This is a genomic window from Ereboglobus sp. PH5-10, from assembly GCF_029504735.1.
Taxonomy (GTDB): Bacteria; Verrucomicrobiota; Verrucomicrobiia; order Opitutales; family Opitutaceae; genus Ereboglobus.
In genome coordinates, this window is the sequence record NZ_JAQFIP010000010.1 from 73236 (window position 1) to 90189 (window position 16954).

General features: G+C 60.2%; 12 protein-coding genes, 2 tRNA genes and 1 other RNA gene. 6 read left to right on the top strand and 9 right to left on the bottom strand.

The annotated features are described in order from the left end of the window. Positions 1 to 3 precede the first annotated feature (3 nt). Both M2447_RS09355 and M2447_RS09360 read left to right on the top strand, forming a co-directional pair. Entirely contained in the window at positions 4 to 1578 is a 1575-nt protein-coding gene (locus M2447_RS09355) for a DUF3300 domain-containing protein (RefSeq protein ID WP_277558392.1), read from the top strand. Positions 1579 to 1756: 178 nt separating this feature from the next. Next, entirely contained in the window at positions 1757 to 2395 is a 639-nt protein-coding gene (locus tag M2447_RS09360; protein WP_277558393.1) for an NUDIX hydrolase, read from the top strand. A 33-nt stretch (positions 2396 to 2428) separates the two neighbouring features. On the opposite strand, the gene M2447_RS09365 is transcribed toward M2447_RS09360, so the two are convergent. The 9 genes from M2447_RS09365 to M2447_RS09405 form a co-directional block, all read right to left on the bottom strand. Then, positions 2429 to 3127, bottom strand: coding sequence for a LysE family transporter (locus tag M2447_RS09365; RefSeq protein ID WP_277558394.1), 699 nt, complete (start codon positions 3125 to 3127; stop codon positions 2429 to 2431). A gap of 75 nt (positions 3128 to 3202) precedes the next feature. After that, complete coding sequence (locus M2447_RS09370; protein WP_277558395.1) at positions 3203 to 5050, bottom strand: GreA/GreB family elongation factor; 1848 nt, start codon at positions 5048 to 5050, stop codon at positions 3203 to 3205. 383 nt (positions 5051 to 5433) lie between these two features. Continuing rightward, positions 5434 to 5518: transfer RNA gene (locus M2447_RS09375), tRNA-Leu, on the bottom strand. Positions 5519 to 5714: 196 nt separating this feature from the next. After that, positions 5715 to 5788, bottom strand: a tRNA-Gly gene (locus M2447_RS09380). A 117-nt stretch (positions 5789 to 5905) separates the two neighbouring features. Further along, the gene (locus M2447_RS09385) at positions 5906 to 7783 is read right to left on the bottom strand and encodes a tagaturonate epimerase family protein (RefSeq protein WP_277558396.1); all 1878 of its coding nucleotides are present in this window, start codon (positions 7781 to 7783) and stop codon (positions 5906 to 5908) included. Positions 7784 to 8071: 288 nt separating this feature from the next. Beyond that, positions 8072 to 8554, bottom strand: an RNA gene (gene rnpB / locus M2447_RS09390) — RNase P RNA component class A. A gap of 92 nt (positions 8555 to 8646) precedes the next feature. After that, positions 8647 to 9933, bottom strand: coding sequence for an MFS transporter (locus tag M2447_RS09395; protein WP_277558397.1), 1287 nt, complete (start codon positions 9931 to 9933; stop codon positions 8647 to 8649). A 240-nt stretch (positions 9934 to 10173) separates the two neighbouring features. Next, a complete protein-coding gene (locus M2447_RS09400; RefSeq protein ID WP_277558398.1) occupies positions 10174 to 11523 on the bottom strand; it encodes an adenylate/guanylate cyclase domain-containing protein in 1350 nt (449 codons plus the stop codon). Continuing rightward, on the bottom strand, positions 11499 to 11642 hold the full coding sequence (locus M2447_RS09405) for a hypothetical protein (RefSeq protein WP_277510023.1): 144 nt from the start codon (positions 11640 to 11642) through the stop codon (positions 11499 to 11501). The genes M2447_RS09400 and M2447_RS09405 overlap by 25 nt, the downstream gene beginning before the upstream one ends. A 188-nt stretch (positions 11643 to 11830) precedes the next feature. Here M2447_RS09405 and M2447_RS09410 point away from each other — a divergent pair, with 188 nt between their 5' ends. The 4 genes from M2447_RS09410 to M2447_RS09425 all read left to right on the top strand — a co-directional run bounded on the left by M2447_RS09410 (position 11831) and on the right by M2447_RS09425 (position 16753). After that, positions 11831 to 13183 (top strand): DUF1080 domain-containing protein, encoded by a 1353-nt coding sequence (locus tag M2447_RS09410; RefSeq protein ID WP_277558399.1) that lies wholly within the window; start codon positions 11831 to 11833, stop codon positions 13181 to 13183. A gap of 40 nt (positions 13184 to 13223) precedes the next feature. Beyond that, positions 13224 to 14597 (top strand): Gfo/Idh/MocA family oxidoreductase, encoded by a 1374-nt coding sequence (locus M2447_RS09415; protein ID WP_277558400.1) that lies wholly within the window; start codon positions 13224 to 13226, stop codon positions 14595 to 14597. A 156-nt stretch (positions 14598 to 14753) separates the two neighbouring features. Further along, the gene (locus tag M2447_RS09420) at positions 14754 to 15605 is read left to right on the top strand and encodes a sugar phosphate isomerase/epimerase family protein (RefSeq protein WP_277558401.1); all 852 of its coding nucleotides are present in this window, start codon (positions 14754 to 14756) and stop codon (positions 15603 to 15605) included. A gap of 119 nt (positions 15606 to 15724) precedes the next feature. Then, the gene (locus M2447_RS09425) at positions 15725 to 16753 is read left to right on the top strand and encodes a Gfo/Idh/MocA family oxidoreductase (protein ID WP_277558402.1); all 1029 of its coding nucleotides are present in this window, start codon (positions 15725 to 15727) and stop codon (positions 16751 to 16753) included. The last annotated feature ends 201 nt before the right edge of the window (positions 16754 to 16954 follow it).

Sequence of the window (16954 nt, forward strand, 5' to 3'; positions counted from 1 at the left end):
CACATGAAAACGCCCAAACTCCTCGTTGTTCTGTGCCTCCTGTTAGCATGTCCACTCGCGGCGGATACCGCGCAAGTCGATGTGCCAAAGTTAACGCCGGCTGAAGTCGAGACACTGGTCGGCCCCATCGCGCTTTATCCCGACGCGCTCATCGGCGTCATATTGCCCGCGTCAACATACGCGACCGAGATCGTGCTCGCCGCGCGTTATTTCGAAAATGGCGGAACCCTCGAGCAGGTCGAAAAACAGTTCTGGGATGAAAGCGTGCGCTCGCTCGCTCATTATCCCGAAGTGCTAAACTGGATGAATGAAAACCTCGAGTGGACGCGGCAGCTCGGAGTGACGTTTGTCGTGCAGCCCGAGGACGTGATGGCGGCCATACAACGCCTGCGCGCGCGCGCCCACGCGCTCGGCAACCTAAAATCGACCTCGCAGCTCACCGTCATCAAGGAGCCCAATTACATCCGCATCATCCCGACCGTGGCTGAGACAATTTACATACCTCGCTATGATCCCGACGTGATCTATGTGTCGCGTCATTATTGGGGATTTGGTCCCGCGTGGTCGTGCGGCCCGTGGCTTCGATACGATTGCAACTGGCTGCTGGGCGGCATCTGGGTCGGCGCGTGGAGCTCCTCGCATTTTCATCGCCCGGCATGGATTCATCACGCCGGACGCCCGCATCCGCCGCGCTATGTCCACCAGCACACATGGCGCCCAAAACCCGGGCACGGAATCACGCACAACAAACCGCCGAAGCACCGCCCCGGACATGTTGCGCGTCCGCGCCGCGTCATCAGCGATCCGCACTTCAATGATTCCGGCAGGCCGCCCGCCGGAAACCGTCCGTCGCGGCATGCCGGCAATTACACGGAGCGCCGTCCGTCATCCGGAAAAGGAGCGCCGTCCGCAAATAAATCAGACGACCGCCGCCGCCCGTCCCAGCCCAAGGCGGGCGCATCAACACGCCCGTCCTCAAAACAAAGACCGGCTCATGCCACGAACAATCGCGGCAGCTCGCGGACAAATCTCACCGCGACAACAACCGCGCCCGAAAACACCGGCAACACACGCGCCACGCGCCAGCGCCGGCCACGCAATTCGGACGTGACTCGCCAGCCCGCGCAACAACGCCAGTCTCGCGACGTTTCAAGAACGCGCACAAACTCCCGCGGCAACAGGGATGCGACCTCCTCTCGCAACTCGGGCACAAGGCAACCGCAGTCACAACCGCCACCGCGGAAAGCTGAATCGTCCCGTTCGTCGTCATCATCATCTTCCTCGTCGTCAAAATCAACGGCGTCCACTGGTGGCAGTTCCGAAACCAAAAGCTCCAGCAGCAGCTCCACCACATCCAGCTCCAGTTCGCGCAGTGACAGCAATAACAGCAGCAGTCGGAGCTCGGGCAGTTCGGATCGCGGTTCGAGCCGCGGTTCCGAGGCGAGATCCTCCTCGTCGTCGTCCTCAAGGTCATCTTCCTACCAACACCGCTCATCATCGGGCTCGTCGCAACGAGGCGGGCCGTCATCGGGATCGCGTTCATCCTCCGGGTCGGGTTCGCGCGGAGGCCGCCGGTAAAACCCAAGACATTTTTCCGGACGCAGTTTTTCAATTTGGGGCGGCGACTTGAAAATCGCCGCTCCGTTGCAAACGCCCTGCCCGGGTATTTCCAAGCTTTGGGATTCGCCAACCACGACATGGCGCGTTTTTTTGAATTTGTCGCAAGCGTGCGGCTCGTCCATGAGTGTCGGGTATTATGGAGTCGCACCCAGACACACGCTGGCTTGAGTGGAGCAGGCGGCTTCAAGCCATCGCCCAAACCGGGCTCACTTTTACCCGGGATTTCTACGACATTGAACGCTACAAGGCGATTCGCCAGCTGGCCGCCGAGATGCTCGCCGCGGGTTCAGGCATGGAGCAGTCTGCCATACTTGGTTTGATGGAAAACGAAACGGGTTACGCCACGCCCAAGGTGGATGTTCGCGGCGTCGTTTTTCGCGGCGACAAATTGTTGCTGGTGCGCGAGCGTGCGGATGGAAAATGGACGCTGCCGGGAGGGTGGGCGGATGTCTGCGCGTCTCCGGCGGAGAATGTCGTGCGTGAGATTCATGAGGAGTCCGGGTTGCTGACCCGCGCGTTGAAAATCCTGGCGGTGTTTGATCGTGAAAAGCATGAGCACGCCCCGCCGTTTGCCTTTCACATATATAAAATTTTCATGCTGTGCGCCATTGAGGGCGGGAAGGAAACGACCAGTGAGGAGACCGATTCTGTTGGTTTTTTTGGCGAACAGGATATTCCTGAACTGTCAATCAGCAGGGTCACAACGGCGCAAATTGCCAGGATGTTTGAGCATCATCGCAATCCGGATTTGCCGACGGATTTTGACCGTGACTGAAATGAGCGAGGCGCGTTCGAGGGCGTCCGAATCTCATTGCCCGTCAACCGGCAGCACTTGCGCGGCCGGCGCCGGCGCATGATTGCTCTGGGATTGGTAGAGTTTTTTCTGCGCCTGGTTCACGACCATGCACACGCCGAAGATGATCACGATGATGGCGGCGATCATGTTGAGTCGTCGCAGGAACCCGTGGCCGAGCAAGCGCGACACCGTGTGCGCGCACATGCAAAGAAGCACCCACCATCCCATTGAGGCGACGAAGATTCCCGAAACCAGCATCGCGGCGTGCATGTGGTTTGTGTCGGGGCCGCCCATGCCCGTCGCGGCGATGATCGTCGTCATGCTGAACAGCGTGATGGGGTTCGACAAGGTGAGCACGCATGTCGAGAAGTAGGCGACAATCAGGTTGCGCTCATGCACGGGGCGCTTGACCTCCTTGATGCGCGGCGGCGTGCAAAGCAGAAAGATGCCCATCGAGATGACCACGCCGCCGCCGACGAACTGCACCGCGGTGTTGTGCGCGTCGAGAATCGGGAGTATCCACGAGAGGAAGAGCGCGCCGATCGCCCCGATGATGGCATCCGCAGTGGCCGCGCCGAAGCCCGACACGAGGCCGGCGAGCCGGCCGTCCGCCATCGTGCGGCGCAGGATCAAAATCGCAATGGGCCCGATCGCCACACACACCGCAATGCCGGCTCCCAAACCTTGGGCGAAAGGTGTCAGGTCCATCATGGCTCCGGTTACAATAAAAACAGGCCAGCAGTGTGTTTTCTGTTGGCCTGCGAAACTAGGGAGTGCTGGGTCGTGTTACTTGGCATCCACGTAGCGTGAGATGGCGGTAACGGTGTAGGTCTCCTCGGCGTTGCCGATTTTGACGGTGATGGTGTCGCCAACTTTTTTGGAAAGAAGAGCAAGGCCGAGCGGCGTTTTGTAAGCGATGATGTTTTGCTCGGGGATGCTGTCCCATGCGCCGAGGATCGTGTAGCGCGCGTTTTTGCCGGAGGCGGTCTTGACGTCCACGACGCTGCCGACGCTGACTTGGTCGGTGGTGGCCTCGGTGAAGTCGGTGATGCGCGCGCGACCGATTTCCTTTTCGAGCTGCGCCTTCTGGGCCATGAGCACCTGCTGGTCCTGCTTGGCCATTTTGTATTCGGAGTTTTCCTTGAGATCGCCGTGCTCGCGGGCGGCGGCGATGGCGCGGGAGTTTTCCGGAATTTTTTTCGATTTGATTGTTTCGTATTCCTCGCGCTTGCGCTCGTAGCTTTCGCGGGAAACGAGGAGCTGCTCCTCCTTGCTTTCGGCGTCGCTGGCGACGAGCGACTGGATGGCCGGGAAAATTTTGATGAAGCGGGCGAGGAGCGACTTCTTGGTGAGTTCCTCGAAGCCCTGGTTGAGGAGAAGCGCGCTGGCGAGGTCGCGGGCGGTTTCAGGGTCGGCCTCGCGGAGGAGGTCGCCGATGAGCTCAAGGTCGTCGCTGAGCATTTCAGCCAGCGGAATGCGGCGGGCCGACGCGGCTTGAAGCGCCTCGTAATCGATCGCGTAGAAAATGGAGCTCAGGAGGCGCGGGGCGATGAGGTCCTGAAGGAGCTTGGCAAATTTCTTCGAGTTGCGGTTCTTGATGATCCATTGGAGCACCGGCGCGCGAAGGTTTTGCTCGGTTTGCCAGCGCTTGAGCGTCTCGGCGAGTTTCTGCGACTGCTCGTTCTCCACAAGGAAGTTGATGCATTCGGTGGTGAACTTGCCCTGGCTGTTTTTGAGGAGGCCGAAGGTGATTTCGATGTAATCGCCGGGATGGGTTTCCTTGACGAGGTCGAGGAACTTGCCTTGGAACTGGACGGGGATTTTTTCGGCGATGGAGCCGAGTTCGCGCTGGTTGGCGACGAGCGCGCCCTGCGAGGGCTCAAGCGTGGTCACGTCGACGCCGGCATGGCGTGCGAGCGAGTCGCGGATGTGCGCGCCGTAGAGTTTTTGCGCGGCGTCAAGCTGGTTGCTGTTTTTTACAGCCTCGGTGACCGCGTCGAGAACCTTGCTGACATCCTTCTTGGTGTTTTTGGATGCGGTGAGCGTGTGCAGGAGTTCCTCGGCGAGCGCGATGCGGCGGCGGGCGGAACGGGTTGCGTTAAAATCGTCCTCAATCTCATCCTCGGCGGCGATGGGCACCTCGCGAAGAATGTAGCACTCGGTTTTTTTCTCGGGAATGACGATGCGCGGATCGCGGGCGATGGCTTTTTTTGCGGCGGTCCACCATTTTTTAAACGCGGGCTGGCCGACAACTTGCGCGAGGGTGAGCTCGAGGTCGATGGCGGTCGTGGCGTGGTTGGGGTAGGATTTCAGCGCCTCGACAATAAGCTCCGCGGGCGCCTCGGTGATAAGTTTGTTGATCGTGGCGGCTTCCGTCTGTTTGCGAACGAGGAGGTGTTTTTCGTTTAGCACCTGCATGGTGTTCACGCAAAAGGCGGGGTCCATGGAGTGGCCTTTTTTCTCAAGAAAATCGATGATGAGGCGTTGCGAGCCCTCGTTGTAGGACTTGATCTGGCCGAAACCCCAGCTGTTGTGAATAACGTAGCTGCCGGCTTTCATGGCCTCGAGCTTGGCTTTGGACGCTTTGAGCGTGGGATTTTTTGCGATGAGCGCGTTGACAGCTTCCGAATTCATAATGGTCAGTTCAGTTTTTAGAATCTGAGAGTCAAACGCTACTGCGGCGCACATGTCAACCCAGCGGCTCCAGTTCGTGAAATTTGGACGAGTTCTTGAGTTTTTTGTTTTTCAACCCCGTCGTTTTTTGACATTAGAGCGCGCGCCGTTTCCACTCTTGCTTTTGAAGATCGTGACGGCGGGCTTTGCTTGAAAAAACAGAGGGGCGCAATGCGGGTGTTGATGGGGGGTGCTTGTTGGATGTTTCGTGGGCGCGCAGAGATGGGTGGCCGAGTGGAAGTATTCCCGGGATTGGAGCGGGCTTTCCCCAAGCAATCTCATGCAAACACACCCCTATATTACCGCACGGGACAAAACTCCCCTCATAGGGGGAAGGGGTAATATGGTGCCCAGAGGGGGACTCGAACCCCCATGCGGTTAGGCACAGGCTTCTGAGACCTGCGTGTCTACCAATTCCACCATCTGGGCGACTTGGGAAACCGCAAAAGACACACTGCTGTCGGACGCGCGGCAAGCATAGAATTTCAGTGTTTTAAAGAGCACTCCTTTTTGCGCTTTCAGTTTGCATGCGACAACGCGGAGCATCCCGCCTCGTGATGGATTTTATTGCCGACAACAGGGTAATTAGTGTTTCCCAAAACTTCATCCGTTGATTGTCAGAGATTGGTGCGGCTGGACGGAATCGAACCGACGAGACCTGCTTGGAAGGCAGGAGTTTTACCACTAAACTACAGCCGCGTGGGAAAATCTTGCCCTCATAATTTAGTGTTCGCGCCAGTGGTCAAGCTTTCGCTTTGGATTTCGTCTTGCGTTGCGCGTGAGCCAGACGCTTGGCGCATGGAGAATGTCGTATGCTTAGCGGCTGATGTCGCCGAGCATTTGGTCGAGCGTCGTGTAGGATTCGAGTTGCTTGAGCGCGGAGGCACAGCGGTCTTTCGGGGCTAGGGCTGTGTTTTCGGCGAGGAATACAATGTAGCCGGCCACATTTTTCGAGTAGTTGATCAGGCCTTCGTCGCTCACCGAATAGAAGCGGGCTCGCTGTCCGTAGCCGGCGGGCGAGTGGTCGCCGAGCGCCGCCTTCTCCGCCTTGCCGCCGCCGGCGAGGACGTAGAGGAAGTTATACTCAAACCAGAACATGTGCTCGGGGCTTGGTGTGAGCGAGTCAATCGCGGCGCGGGTGGCGGCCTCGTTGGCGAAAACATCGGTCGGGTTGCCGGATTTTTCGAGAGCGTCGATGATGAAGCTGCGCGCCATTTTTTGCTCGGTGACGTCGGTCGCGAACGCGCCTTTGACGGCGAGCTCGACGGTGAATTGATACCAGTCTTCCCAGAGTGCCTGATCGGAGGGGTTCTTTGATGCGTGAAGGGCGCGGCCCATTTCGTAGGTGTAGCGTCCGCTGGTTTTGATTTCGAGGCAGCCGCCGGTGACCGCGCCCATGACTTGGTAGTTTTCAGCGGACTTGCCGGAGCCGGAATGGAAGCCGATGCTGACGCCGAATTGTTTGCAGACGTCCCATTGTTTTTCGATGAGAGTCCGGAGCGCGGTGTTGTCGGGGTAGGGCATGTTTTTCTGGAAGCCGAAGGCGGGGGCGACGAAGTTGATCGTCATGCCCATCGCCTCGCAGAGGGCGAGCATGATGGCGGTGGTTTCGGGCGTGGTGAGTCCGGGGAGTTCGTCGATGGAGAGTTCGCGGAGGTAGGCGCAGCCTTCCTTGGTTGCGAAGAGTTGTTCGCGGGCGATGCGGTATTTTTCGTCGCGCACTTTCATTTTTTTCATCGCGGGCCAGACGTAGGCGAGGAGCTTGGCGAGCGCGTCCCCGTCGAGTTGGAGTCCGGCGGCGGCAACGCGTGTTTTCACTTTTTCGACGAGTTCGGGCGCCATGTTTTCGGCGACCCAGGCGCGGGCGTCGCCGGGGGCTTTTGTGAGGGCGAGCTCGGGCGAGATGTCGAAGGTGATGTAGCTGGCGAGCACGCAGCCGCGCACGAGTTGGTCTTCGCGCACGTCGAACTTGCCGCCGATGGGTTGGTGGTCGGCGTTGAAGCTCCATGCGATGCCGCGTTTGTGGAAACCGGTTTTTAGTTTGGAGAGCACGCAGCCGTGGCTCATGCCTTCGACGGACTGGCCTTGGTGGCCTTCGGGGACGTTGGTGCCGATGAAGGGGAAGGGGACGGTGTCGAGTTTGCCATCGAGCATCGCGTTCACATCGTAAACGAGTTCGCGCGGGATGGAGTTTTGGTTGGCGGTCATGCCGATTTCGAGCGCGCTCATGGCCCACTCAACGGCGGGCCAGTGCAGCGTGGTGAAGCGCGCGCCGATGCCGAGCGTGCTTTGGCCGAGGCGTTGCGACGCGGTGGGGAAAATGGTCGATTCGGGATTGTGCTCCTGTATGAGGTTTTTAATGCGGAGGAGGTTTGCGAAGGAGGCGGGGAAGGCGACCGCGCCGTCGTTGAGGGCGACGCCCCCGGCCAGCACTTTCACGGCGTCGGCGCCGAGTTCGGCGATGGGGGTGAGTTTCCACGCGCAATCTCCGGTCACGTCCTCAAGCAGCATCCATTGGCCGGCCTCGGTTTCAAAATTGCTTTTGGGGCAGGCCTTCACATCGGGCGAGGCGTTGGCGAGTTTCGCGGCCAGCGCGGGCCAGTCGAGGCAGAAGTCGGGTGACACGCAGGGGTTGCTGGCAATGCGGAGGTTGTTTTTGAGGAGAAACTGGTTGATCGAGGCTGTGGAGATCATGTCGTTGTTGTTTTGCGTTGATTGAAAAGAAGGGGCGAAGGGTGTTGTTTTTTGAAAAACGGACACGAGAACATTTGTGAAACTTAGGGCGGTAGCGAGTGCAAAAAAACAGTTTTTTGCCTTGTCGTATCGCAAGTGCATTCCGTGCCGGAATCCCGGCGCGGGCGGGGCGCATGATGTTGTTTTGTTCAGGGGCGATTGATCTTTTCCGTTCGCAATGCGAGTTCACGTTGCGCGGGGTATTTCAGGCGGACGCGGTGGTCTTTTTTTGGGGGGATTAAAATTGGATTAGCTTTGGAGCCGGTAAGCCGGATTATGTAAGGCGCGCGTCCGAAGATTTGCGCCATGACCGTCATTTCTCTAAGCCGCTTGCGCGACTTCCGCGTCTTGCGACGCGATGCGGCATACCCGCGACTGTTGGACGGGCCGCCCAGCCGCCTATTTTGCCTTGCACCGGATTGGGTTTTTCGTGCCGCCCGCCTTGCGGCGGGGCGCGGTGGTCTCTTACACCACCTTTTCACTATGACCGGGCGCGAGGTCTTGCGACTTTGCGCCCGGCTACTTGTTTTCTGTGACACTGTCCGTCAACGCGGGATGTGGCCCGTGTTGCCCCGGCTTGAGTGGAGGCGTGTCCGACCGGCGCGTGCGCGGCCTTGCGGCGGCGCGCACCGGGTCGGCGCGACAACTTTTCTTGCCGGGAGTCCTGCCCTGTGGTGTCCGGACTTTCCTCTCTGAGATCAAAGAACTCGGAGCGACGATCTGGCTCCAAAGCTAAGGTGTGCAGACAATGCAAACGCGCCCCGGCAACGCAATCACGATTGCGATCCGGGGCGCGTTTTATGCGAGTGCGTGTGTGTTGCGCGTTATTTGGCTCCCGCCGCTTTTTTCTCCTTAAAGAACACAAAGAAGATGACGGCGATCACCGCGGCGAACATCGCGGGCCAGAACCAGATTTGCTGCCAGTTAAAGACAACCTCCTTGGCGCCGCCGACGGTTTCCGTGATGGTGGTGTTTTTTCCAACGAGCCAGTTGATGGCTTGCGCGCCGATCAACATGCCGACGCCTTGCGTGATGAGAACGAAGAAGCTCTGCGCCTGTCCGCGGACTTCATGCGGGGTGTCCTTGTCCACATAAATTTGGCCGGCCACGAAGAAGAAGTCGTAGCAGATGCCGTGGAGGAGGATGCCGCCGATGACCATCCATGCCACTTTGTCGGGCGCGCCGAGGGCGAACAATCCGTAGCGGGCCACCCATGCGAGCATTCCGAAGAGAAGCATTTTTTTCACGCCCAGGCGGACGATGATCAGGGGCATGATCGCCATGAAGAACACCTCGGACATTTGCCCGAAGGTCATCTTGAAGGCGGGGTCGGCCAGGCCTGAGAAATCGACAAAGTTGCGCGCTTGTTGATAGTAGCCCGACAGCGGTATGCAGATGAGCAGCGAGCAAAGCATGAAGAGCGCGAACTGCGGATTCTTGAGCAGCGAGATTGCGTCAAGGCCGAGCAACTGCCCCACGCCGACCTTTTTGCCGGCGAGCGGCGGGGGCGTGTTGGGGAGCGCGAAGCTCATGAACCCGAGGGCGACGCCGGCGATGCCGACAAGATAAAACTGCCAGGGTGATTTGTCGCCGCCGGGCAGCAGCATCGAGACCACCAGGCCCGCGATGATCCAGCCGATGGTGCCGGAGACGCGGACAATGGGAAATTGTTTTTCGACGCTCGTGAGATGCGCCAGCGCCACCGAGCTGCTAAGCGCCAGCGTGGGCATGTAGCACAGGGCGTGTCCCAGCATCAGCAGCACGCACGGATGCCAGAAGCTCGTCGGCGCGGTTCCCGCCACCGAATCCTTCGTGATCATCGTCGGAATCAAAAACATGAAGACCGCCCCGACGAGGTGCAGTATGCCGAGCACTTTTTGCGAAGCAAAAAAACGATCCGCGATCATGCCCAGAAAGATGGGCGAAACAATCGCCGCGATCGGGCACACGCTGAAAACCCAGACTGTCAGGCCGCCAAGCCCCAGGTCGTTGAGCCAGCCCGTCACGGGCACATACCATGCGCCCCAGACAAAAAACTGGAGGAACATCATGGCTGATAATACCGGAAGCGCGCCGGCCGAGGGTTTCGCGGAAGCGGATGAGGAGGTCATATTTGATAATGCTGCAATATTGGTTGGTTGAGGGTTGGTGTCCTTGGCATTGGGGACACAAGAGCCAGAAAACAGGTGCGAATCTATGAATGCGCATCCGATTCAGGTCAATCTTTGGAATCAAAATAAATGCGGCATAAATATGCGTCCTGTGTTGGGTTGCTCTCGCCGCGCCGGGCTTGTTTGCGAGCGTGCGCGGCAATCATCGGGAATAAATCAAATCGGGAATCCCGGCTGGCTTCAATTGTTGGGGAGTTCGATGATTGGCGTCCAATCGGGGGCGGGGGGGCGTGCGGAGAGGTTTAGCGATATTTCGTGGTAGCGCGCGGAGACGGCGTCATCGGGGCGGAGCATGACCGCGTGCGCGAAGGCCTCCGAGGCCGGCCCGAAGCGGCGTGCGCACCAGGCGTCGAATCCGTCGGCGCACGCTTGCAGATAGGCTCGTTGCGACGCGCTGATCGCGGTCATTTCGCCGATGAGTTCGTGCGCCTTGATGGCTGCGGGTTTGCCCTTGGCGCGAAGCAGCGCGACGGGGCGCGCGGCCATCAAGCAGTGGACACGTTGCGCGGTGAGCGGGCCGATGAGCACGCCGGTGCCGAACTCCTTGTTCGCGTTCGCGAGGCGCGCGGCGATGCTTACGGCGTCGCCGAGCACGGTGTAGTTTTTCATTTTCTCGGAGCCAACATTTCCGAGCGCCATGCCGCCCGTGTTGATGCCGATGCGGATGCCGAGGCGCTCGCCGTATTCGATCTCGATGCGCTCGTTGATCGCGTCGAGCCGGCGGCGGCTTTCGAGCGCGGCCCGGCAGGCGCACAGCGCGTCGTTGCCGAGCGGCTCGGGCGCGCCGAAAACCGCCATCAGTGCGCCGCCTATGTATTTATCGATGTATCCGCCGTGCGCGATCACGCACTCGCTGAGTTCATGCAGGCAGGTGTTGACGAGCGAGACGAGCTGCGTGGAAGAGAGGCGTTCACTGAGCGCGGTGAAATTGGCGATGCCGGAAAACAGCACCGTCAACTCCCGGCGTTCGCCGCCGAGCGTGAACGCCTCGGGATTTTGCATGATTTTTTTTACCATCGCGGGAGGGACATGTGCTCCAAGCCAGCCCTGGATTTCGCGTTTTTTTTTCCGCGCGCGGAAAACCCCCGACGCGCTTTCGATCCCGAATCCGAATATCACGCCAGCGACGATGGGCGCGGGTGCGAACCACACGCCGCCGAGCACGAAAAGCGCCGCGCCGCCGCCGGTCGCAATCGCGAGCAGGCTGGCGGACAGGATCGCGAGCCGCATTGGGCCGGTTCCCTTGCGCGCCGCGAAACTGATGAGCGCGACCGCAAGCAGCATCGCGACGAGCGCGCGCAACGAGTGTCCTTCAACAAGCGAGCGGGCGATTTGTTCGCGCCCGGATGAGCGCCCTGTGAAGAGGTGTTGGAGCGATTCAAACCACGCGCGATCAACCGCCGTCAGTATTCCCGTCGCGCCAAGCAGGAGCACAAGCACAATCGCGCACACCGCCGGAGCGAGCGCGGCGGTTGTGTTGCGGAGTGACGATTGCGCGCGGAAGGTCATGCGTGGGTGCGGCTGTCGCATGCGAGCGTCGCCAGGTGTTGCGAATCGGAATTGAAGGGAGCCACCACGCGCGGGATGGCGGGCTGGGAAACCGGGGGGCTCACAACAAGGATTGCGATTTGGTGCACACGGGTTTTCATTGATAACAAGTATTAAGGGGTGCTTTCCGCCTACTTTTGCATTGGGAAGTTTTCGCAATCAGTTGCGCTTTTTTCGAAGCAAGATGTGCGCGGAAAGGGGGTGAATGGCATGGAATAATTATTCCATTAGGTTCTTCTTGTCGAAGGCGTTAATCATGGCGTAATCGAACAGAACCCTATTTTTCCCTATGCGCACCCAACCTCCACTCCGTCGCTTCAAGTCCGTCATCACCGCAACCGCCATGCTTGCGGTTTTGCTTTCCTCCGCGGGATTCTCCGCCGAGCCGCCGCCCGGTTTCACGGCTCTGTTCAACGGCCGCGATCTCGACGGCTGGTGGGGCGCGAAGACCGAGGATCCGCGCAAATACATGGCCATGTCCGCCGACGAATTCGCGAAAAAACGCGACGCCAGCCTGGACGATATTCGCGCGCACTGGAGCGTCGAAAACGGCGAGCTCGTCAACGACGGCAAGGGACTCTTTCTCACCACCGACAAGTATTACGGCGACTTTGAATTGCTTCTCGAATACAAGGCGCTTCCGCTCGGCGACAGCGGCGTTTACTTGCGCGGATGCCCGCAGGTGCAGATTTGGGATTACACCAATCCGAAGGAGTTGAAGAACGGCGCGGACAAGGGGTCCGGCGCGCTTTGGAACAACTTCAAGGGCTCGCCGGGCCGCTTCCCGCTCGTGCTCGCCGACAAGCCTTTCGGCGAATGGAACCACCTGCGCGTCATCATGGTCGGTTCGCGCGTGTGGGTCTGGCTCAACCACCAGCTCACCGTGGACGGCGCCATCATGGACAACTATTACGACCGCAAACTCCCGAAGGCGGAGCGCGCCCCGGTTCCGCCGCGCGGCCCCATCCAACTCCAGACGCACGGCTCGGAAATCCGCTGGCGCGATGTCTTCATCCGCGAAATCCCCGGAGACGAAGCCATCTCCATTTTGCGCAAACGAAGCGGCGTCGGTTTCACGCCCATTTTTAATGGCAAAAACCTCGACGGTTGGGCGGGCGCGATCGACGCCGTGCGCGCGAAGGACGGCGTGATCATCTGGCAGCCGAAAAAAGGAGGCACGCTTTACACGAAGGCCGAGTATTCCGATTTCGTGGCGCAGTTGGATTTTAAACTCCCCCCCGGCGGGAACAACGGCCTCGCGATTCGTTATCCCGGCAAGGGCAACCCCGCTTATGTCGGCATGTGCGAGAACCAGATCCTCGACGACAATTACGAAAAGAACACCGGCAAGAAGCTCAAAAAACTTCAGGTGCACGGTTCGGCCTACGGCATGGTCGCGGCGCATCGCGGCTACCAGCGCCCCGTCGGCGAGTGGAATTACCAGGAAGTCACCGTCGTCGGCTCGACCATCATGGTCGAGCTGAACGGAACGCCCATCCTCAACGCCGATCTATCGACCGTCACCGAGTTCATGGACAACAAGCAGCATCCGGGCAAGGATGTCGAAAAAGGCCATTTCGGATTCGCCGGCCACAACGACCCCGTCGCCTTCCGCGAAATCGCCATCAAGCGGCTGAAATAAACAACCGCCTCACTCTTCCACTCGTCTCATCCATTCACACATGAAAATGAAAACCCGCTCCACCTCGCCCTTCGCCCTTGCGCCGCACACACGCCGCTCGTTCCTGAAAATGCTCGGCGCCGCGGCCGCCACCGCGCCGTTCATCACGCGAAACCTCTTTGCCAACACACCCTCCACGCGCATCCGCCACGCCGCCGTCGGCGTGGGGCACATGGGCTGGCAGGACCTCGTGCAAATCGCCGGTTGCGACAACCTCGACATCGTCGCCCTCTGCGATGTGGACGAGAAATTCCTGGCCAGGGCCAAGGAGGCGCATCCGAACGCGCGCGTCTTCAGCGACTGGCGCAAAATGCTCGACGCAATGGGCTCGCAAATCGACACGATCAACGTGTCCACGCCCGACCACATGCACGCGGCCATCGCCGTGAGCGCGATGCAGCGCGGCATCCACGCCTACGTTGAAAAACCCCTCGCGCACGAACTCCACGAAGTGCGCCGCATGGCCGAGATCGCCCGCGAGAAAAAACTCGTCACGCAAATGGGCATCCAGATTCATTCCAACGCCCACTATCGCATCGCCGTGCAAACGCTGCGCTCCGGCGCCATCGGCAAGGTCCGCGAAGTGCACTCCTGGTGCTACAAAACCTGGGGTGACGACAAGCCGATGCCCGCCCGCACCGATCCCGTGCCCGCGGGCCTCGATTGGGATTGCTGGCTCGGCGTCCGCGAGGCGCGCCCCTACATCGGCCCCGATTATTATCACCCGAAAAACTGGCGCAAACGCCTCGACTTCGGCACCGGCACGCTCGGCGACATGGCCTGCCATATTTTCGATCCCGTTTTCAAGGGACTCGACCTCGCCGCGCCCATCTCCGTCCGCTCCGAGGGCCCGCTCTCCGAGCACGGCAATTGGGCGCTCAACGCCCGCGCCATCTACACCTTCGCCAAGACGCGTTACACCGCCGGCGACACGATGCGCCTTTGCTGGTATGACGGCACCGAGCGCCCGCCCGCGGAGGTCACCTCCCTCATCGAGCTCGACAAGCTCAAGGACAACAAACTGCCCAACAACGGCTCGATATTTGTCGGCGAAAAAGGCGCGCTCCTGCTCCCGCACTACTCGCGCCTCTCGCTCTATCCCTCGGTGAAGTTCGCCGACTTCCAACTGCCGCGCGAACGCGGCGCAAACCACTGGAAGCAGTTCATCGAGGCGTGCCGCGGCAACGGCAAAACTTCCACGCATTTCGATTACTCCGGCCCGCTCACCGAGGCCGTGCTCCTCGGCGGCATCGCCTCCCGCTTCCCGCAAACGACGCTCAAGTGGGACAGCCCCGCGTTGCGCTTCGACCTCGCCGCCGCCAACCGCCACGTCCGCCGTCCCTACCGCAAAGGCTGGGAAGTCGCCGGACTCTGACCTGTGGGGGCGCACCTTGCGTGCGCCCTCGTGTCAGCCCGCTTTGTGCGAACGTGTGCGAACAGTCATTCGCACATGAGGGCGCACGCCAGGTGCGCCCCCACGGCGCAAAATTAACACTCACACACAACACCTTAAATCCGCCAAAACCCAACCATGCCCACAGAAACCGCTCCCTCCACCAACGCCGCCGAACGCATCGCCGTTTGCTCATGGTCACTTGAACCCGCAAACCTGCGCGACCTGCTCGACAAACTCGCGCTCACCGGCGCGACCCGCGTGCAACTCGACCTCGACCCGCTGCATGTCTCACCCGACGCATGGAGCGATTGCGCCGCCATATTTGCGCAAAACAAAATCGCGCTCGTCTCCGGCATGGTGCGCTGCGTCGGCGAGGACTACTCGACGCTCGAAAGTATTCGCGTCACCGGCGGCATCGCGCCCGACGGCACATGGGCGCAAAACCTCGAAAACTTCGGCAAATGCGCCGCCATCGCCGCGCAACTCCGCATTCTGCTCATCACGCTCCACGCCGGATTTTTCCCGCACAAGGAGGACAAGGCCGGCTTCGAAAAAATGATCTCTCGCGTCGCCGCAGTCGCGGACCTTTTCGCCTCGCACGGCATCGCCCTCGGCCTTGAAACCGGCCAGGAAACCGCCGCCGAACTCGCGGAGTTTTTAACCGCGCTGAACAACAAAAACACCGGCGTGAACTTCGACCCCGCCAACATGATTCTCTACGGCAAGGGCGACCCGGTTGACGCGCTCGGCGTGCTCGCGCCGTGGCTGCGCCAAATCCACATCAAGGACGCCCGCTACGCCAAAACCGCCGGCGAATGGGGCGAGGAAGTCGCGGCGGGGGAGGGTGCCGTGGACTGGCCGCGCTTCCTCGAAAAACTCGCCTCGCTCAACTACACCGGCGACCTCGTCATTGAGCGCGAAGCCGGCGCGCAACGCGTCGCCGACATCCGCACCGCCCGCGAGCTGCTCGCGAAATATTTAAAATAATACAACCACGGGTTACGCGGATTAACACCCGTAGGGGCGTCGCTTGCGACGCCTGGATCGTCATCCGTGTTAATCTGTGAAATCCGTGGTCCCAAAAACACCTCTCAAAAAATATACACATGAAAAAAACAAAACACATTAACGTCGCCGTGGTTGGTCTCGGCTTCATGGGAGTCACTCATCTGCGCGCATGGCAAAAAGTCCGCAACGCGCGCATCGTCGCCGTGTGCGACGCGATTCGCCAGCCCGAGAACGGCGTGTTGCGCGGAGTCTCCGGCAACATCAAGCGCTCCGACGACATCCACCTCGGCGCCAAAGTGCGCAGCTTCCGCGAATTCGACGCACTGCTCGAAGCGCCCGGCGTTGACGTCATCGACATCTGCACGCCCACCGCGCTGCACCCCGCGCAAGTCATCGCGGCGTTGCGCGCGGGCCGTCACGTGCTCTGCGAAAAACCGCTCGCGTCCACCTCGGCGGAGACGAAAAAAATCCTTCAAGTCGCGAAAAAATCGCGCGGTTTCCTGATGCCCGCCATGTGCATGCGCTTCTGGCCCGGCTGGCGCGAACTCAAGGAGCTCATCGCCAAAAACACTCACGGACGCCTGCTGAGCGCCAGCTTCCGCCGCGTGTCGCAAATGCCCGGCTGGAACGCCGCGCAAACCTATTCCACCGCGGCGGCGGGCGGCGCGCTTTACGACCTGCACATACACGACACTGATTTTGTCCACTACCTCTTCGGACGCCCCGCCTCGGTTTTTTCGAGTGGCGTCACCGGCCCCAACGGCGCGATCAACCACATCGTCACCCAATACCAATATCCCAAGGGCCCGGCGGTATCCGCCACCGGCACCTGGTTGCACCAAGGCGCCTTCAACATGGGCTTCACGCTCAACTTCGAGCGCGCGACGCTCACCTGCGACCTGACAAACGGCGGCGCGTGGCATATTGACGCCATCGGCAAAAAAACGCGCGTCATCAAGCCGCGCGGCACCGACGGCTACGACGCGGAAATTCGTTACTTCGCGGACTGCCTCGCGCGCGGCGCAGCCCCGGAAGCGGTCACTGTCGCCGACGCCGTCGCCACGCTCCAAACCTGCGAAGCCGAGGAACGCTCCGTCCGCCAATCCCGCTGCGTAAAACTCGCCTGATTTCAGGCTCGCGGATTTCACCCGTAGGGGCGTCGCTTGCGACGCCCTTTTTGTTTATAAGGAGCGGCTTCGTCTCGCTGCCGAACGAGGCGCGCATCGGTTTTTGCATGCATCCGCTCGCTGTTTCCGCGCGGGAAAACCCGTGTCCGGAGCGTTTATAAAAAGAATCCCATAACCGGCGCGACTGTTGACGCGACTCCA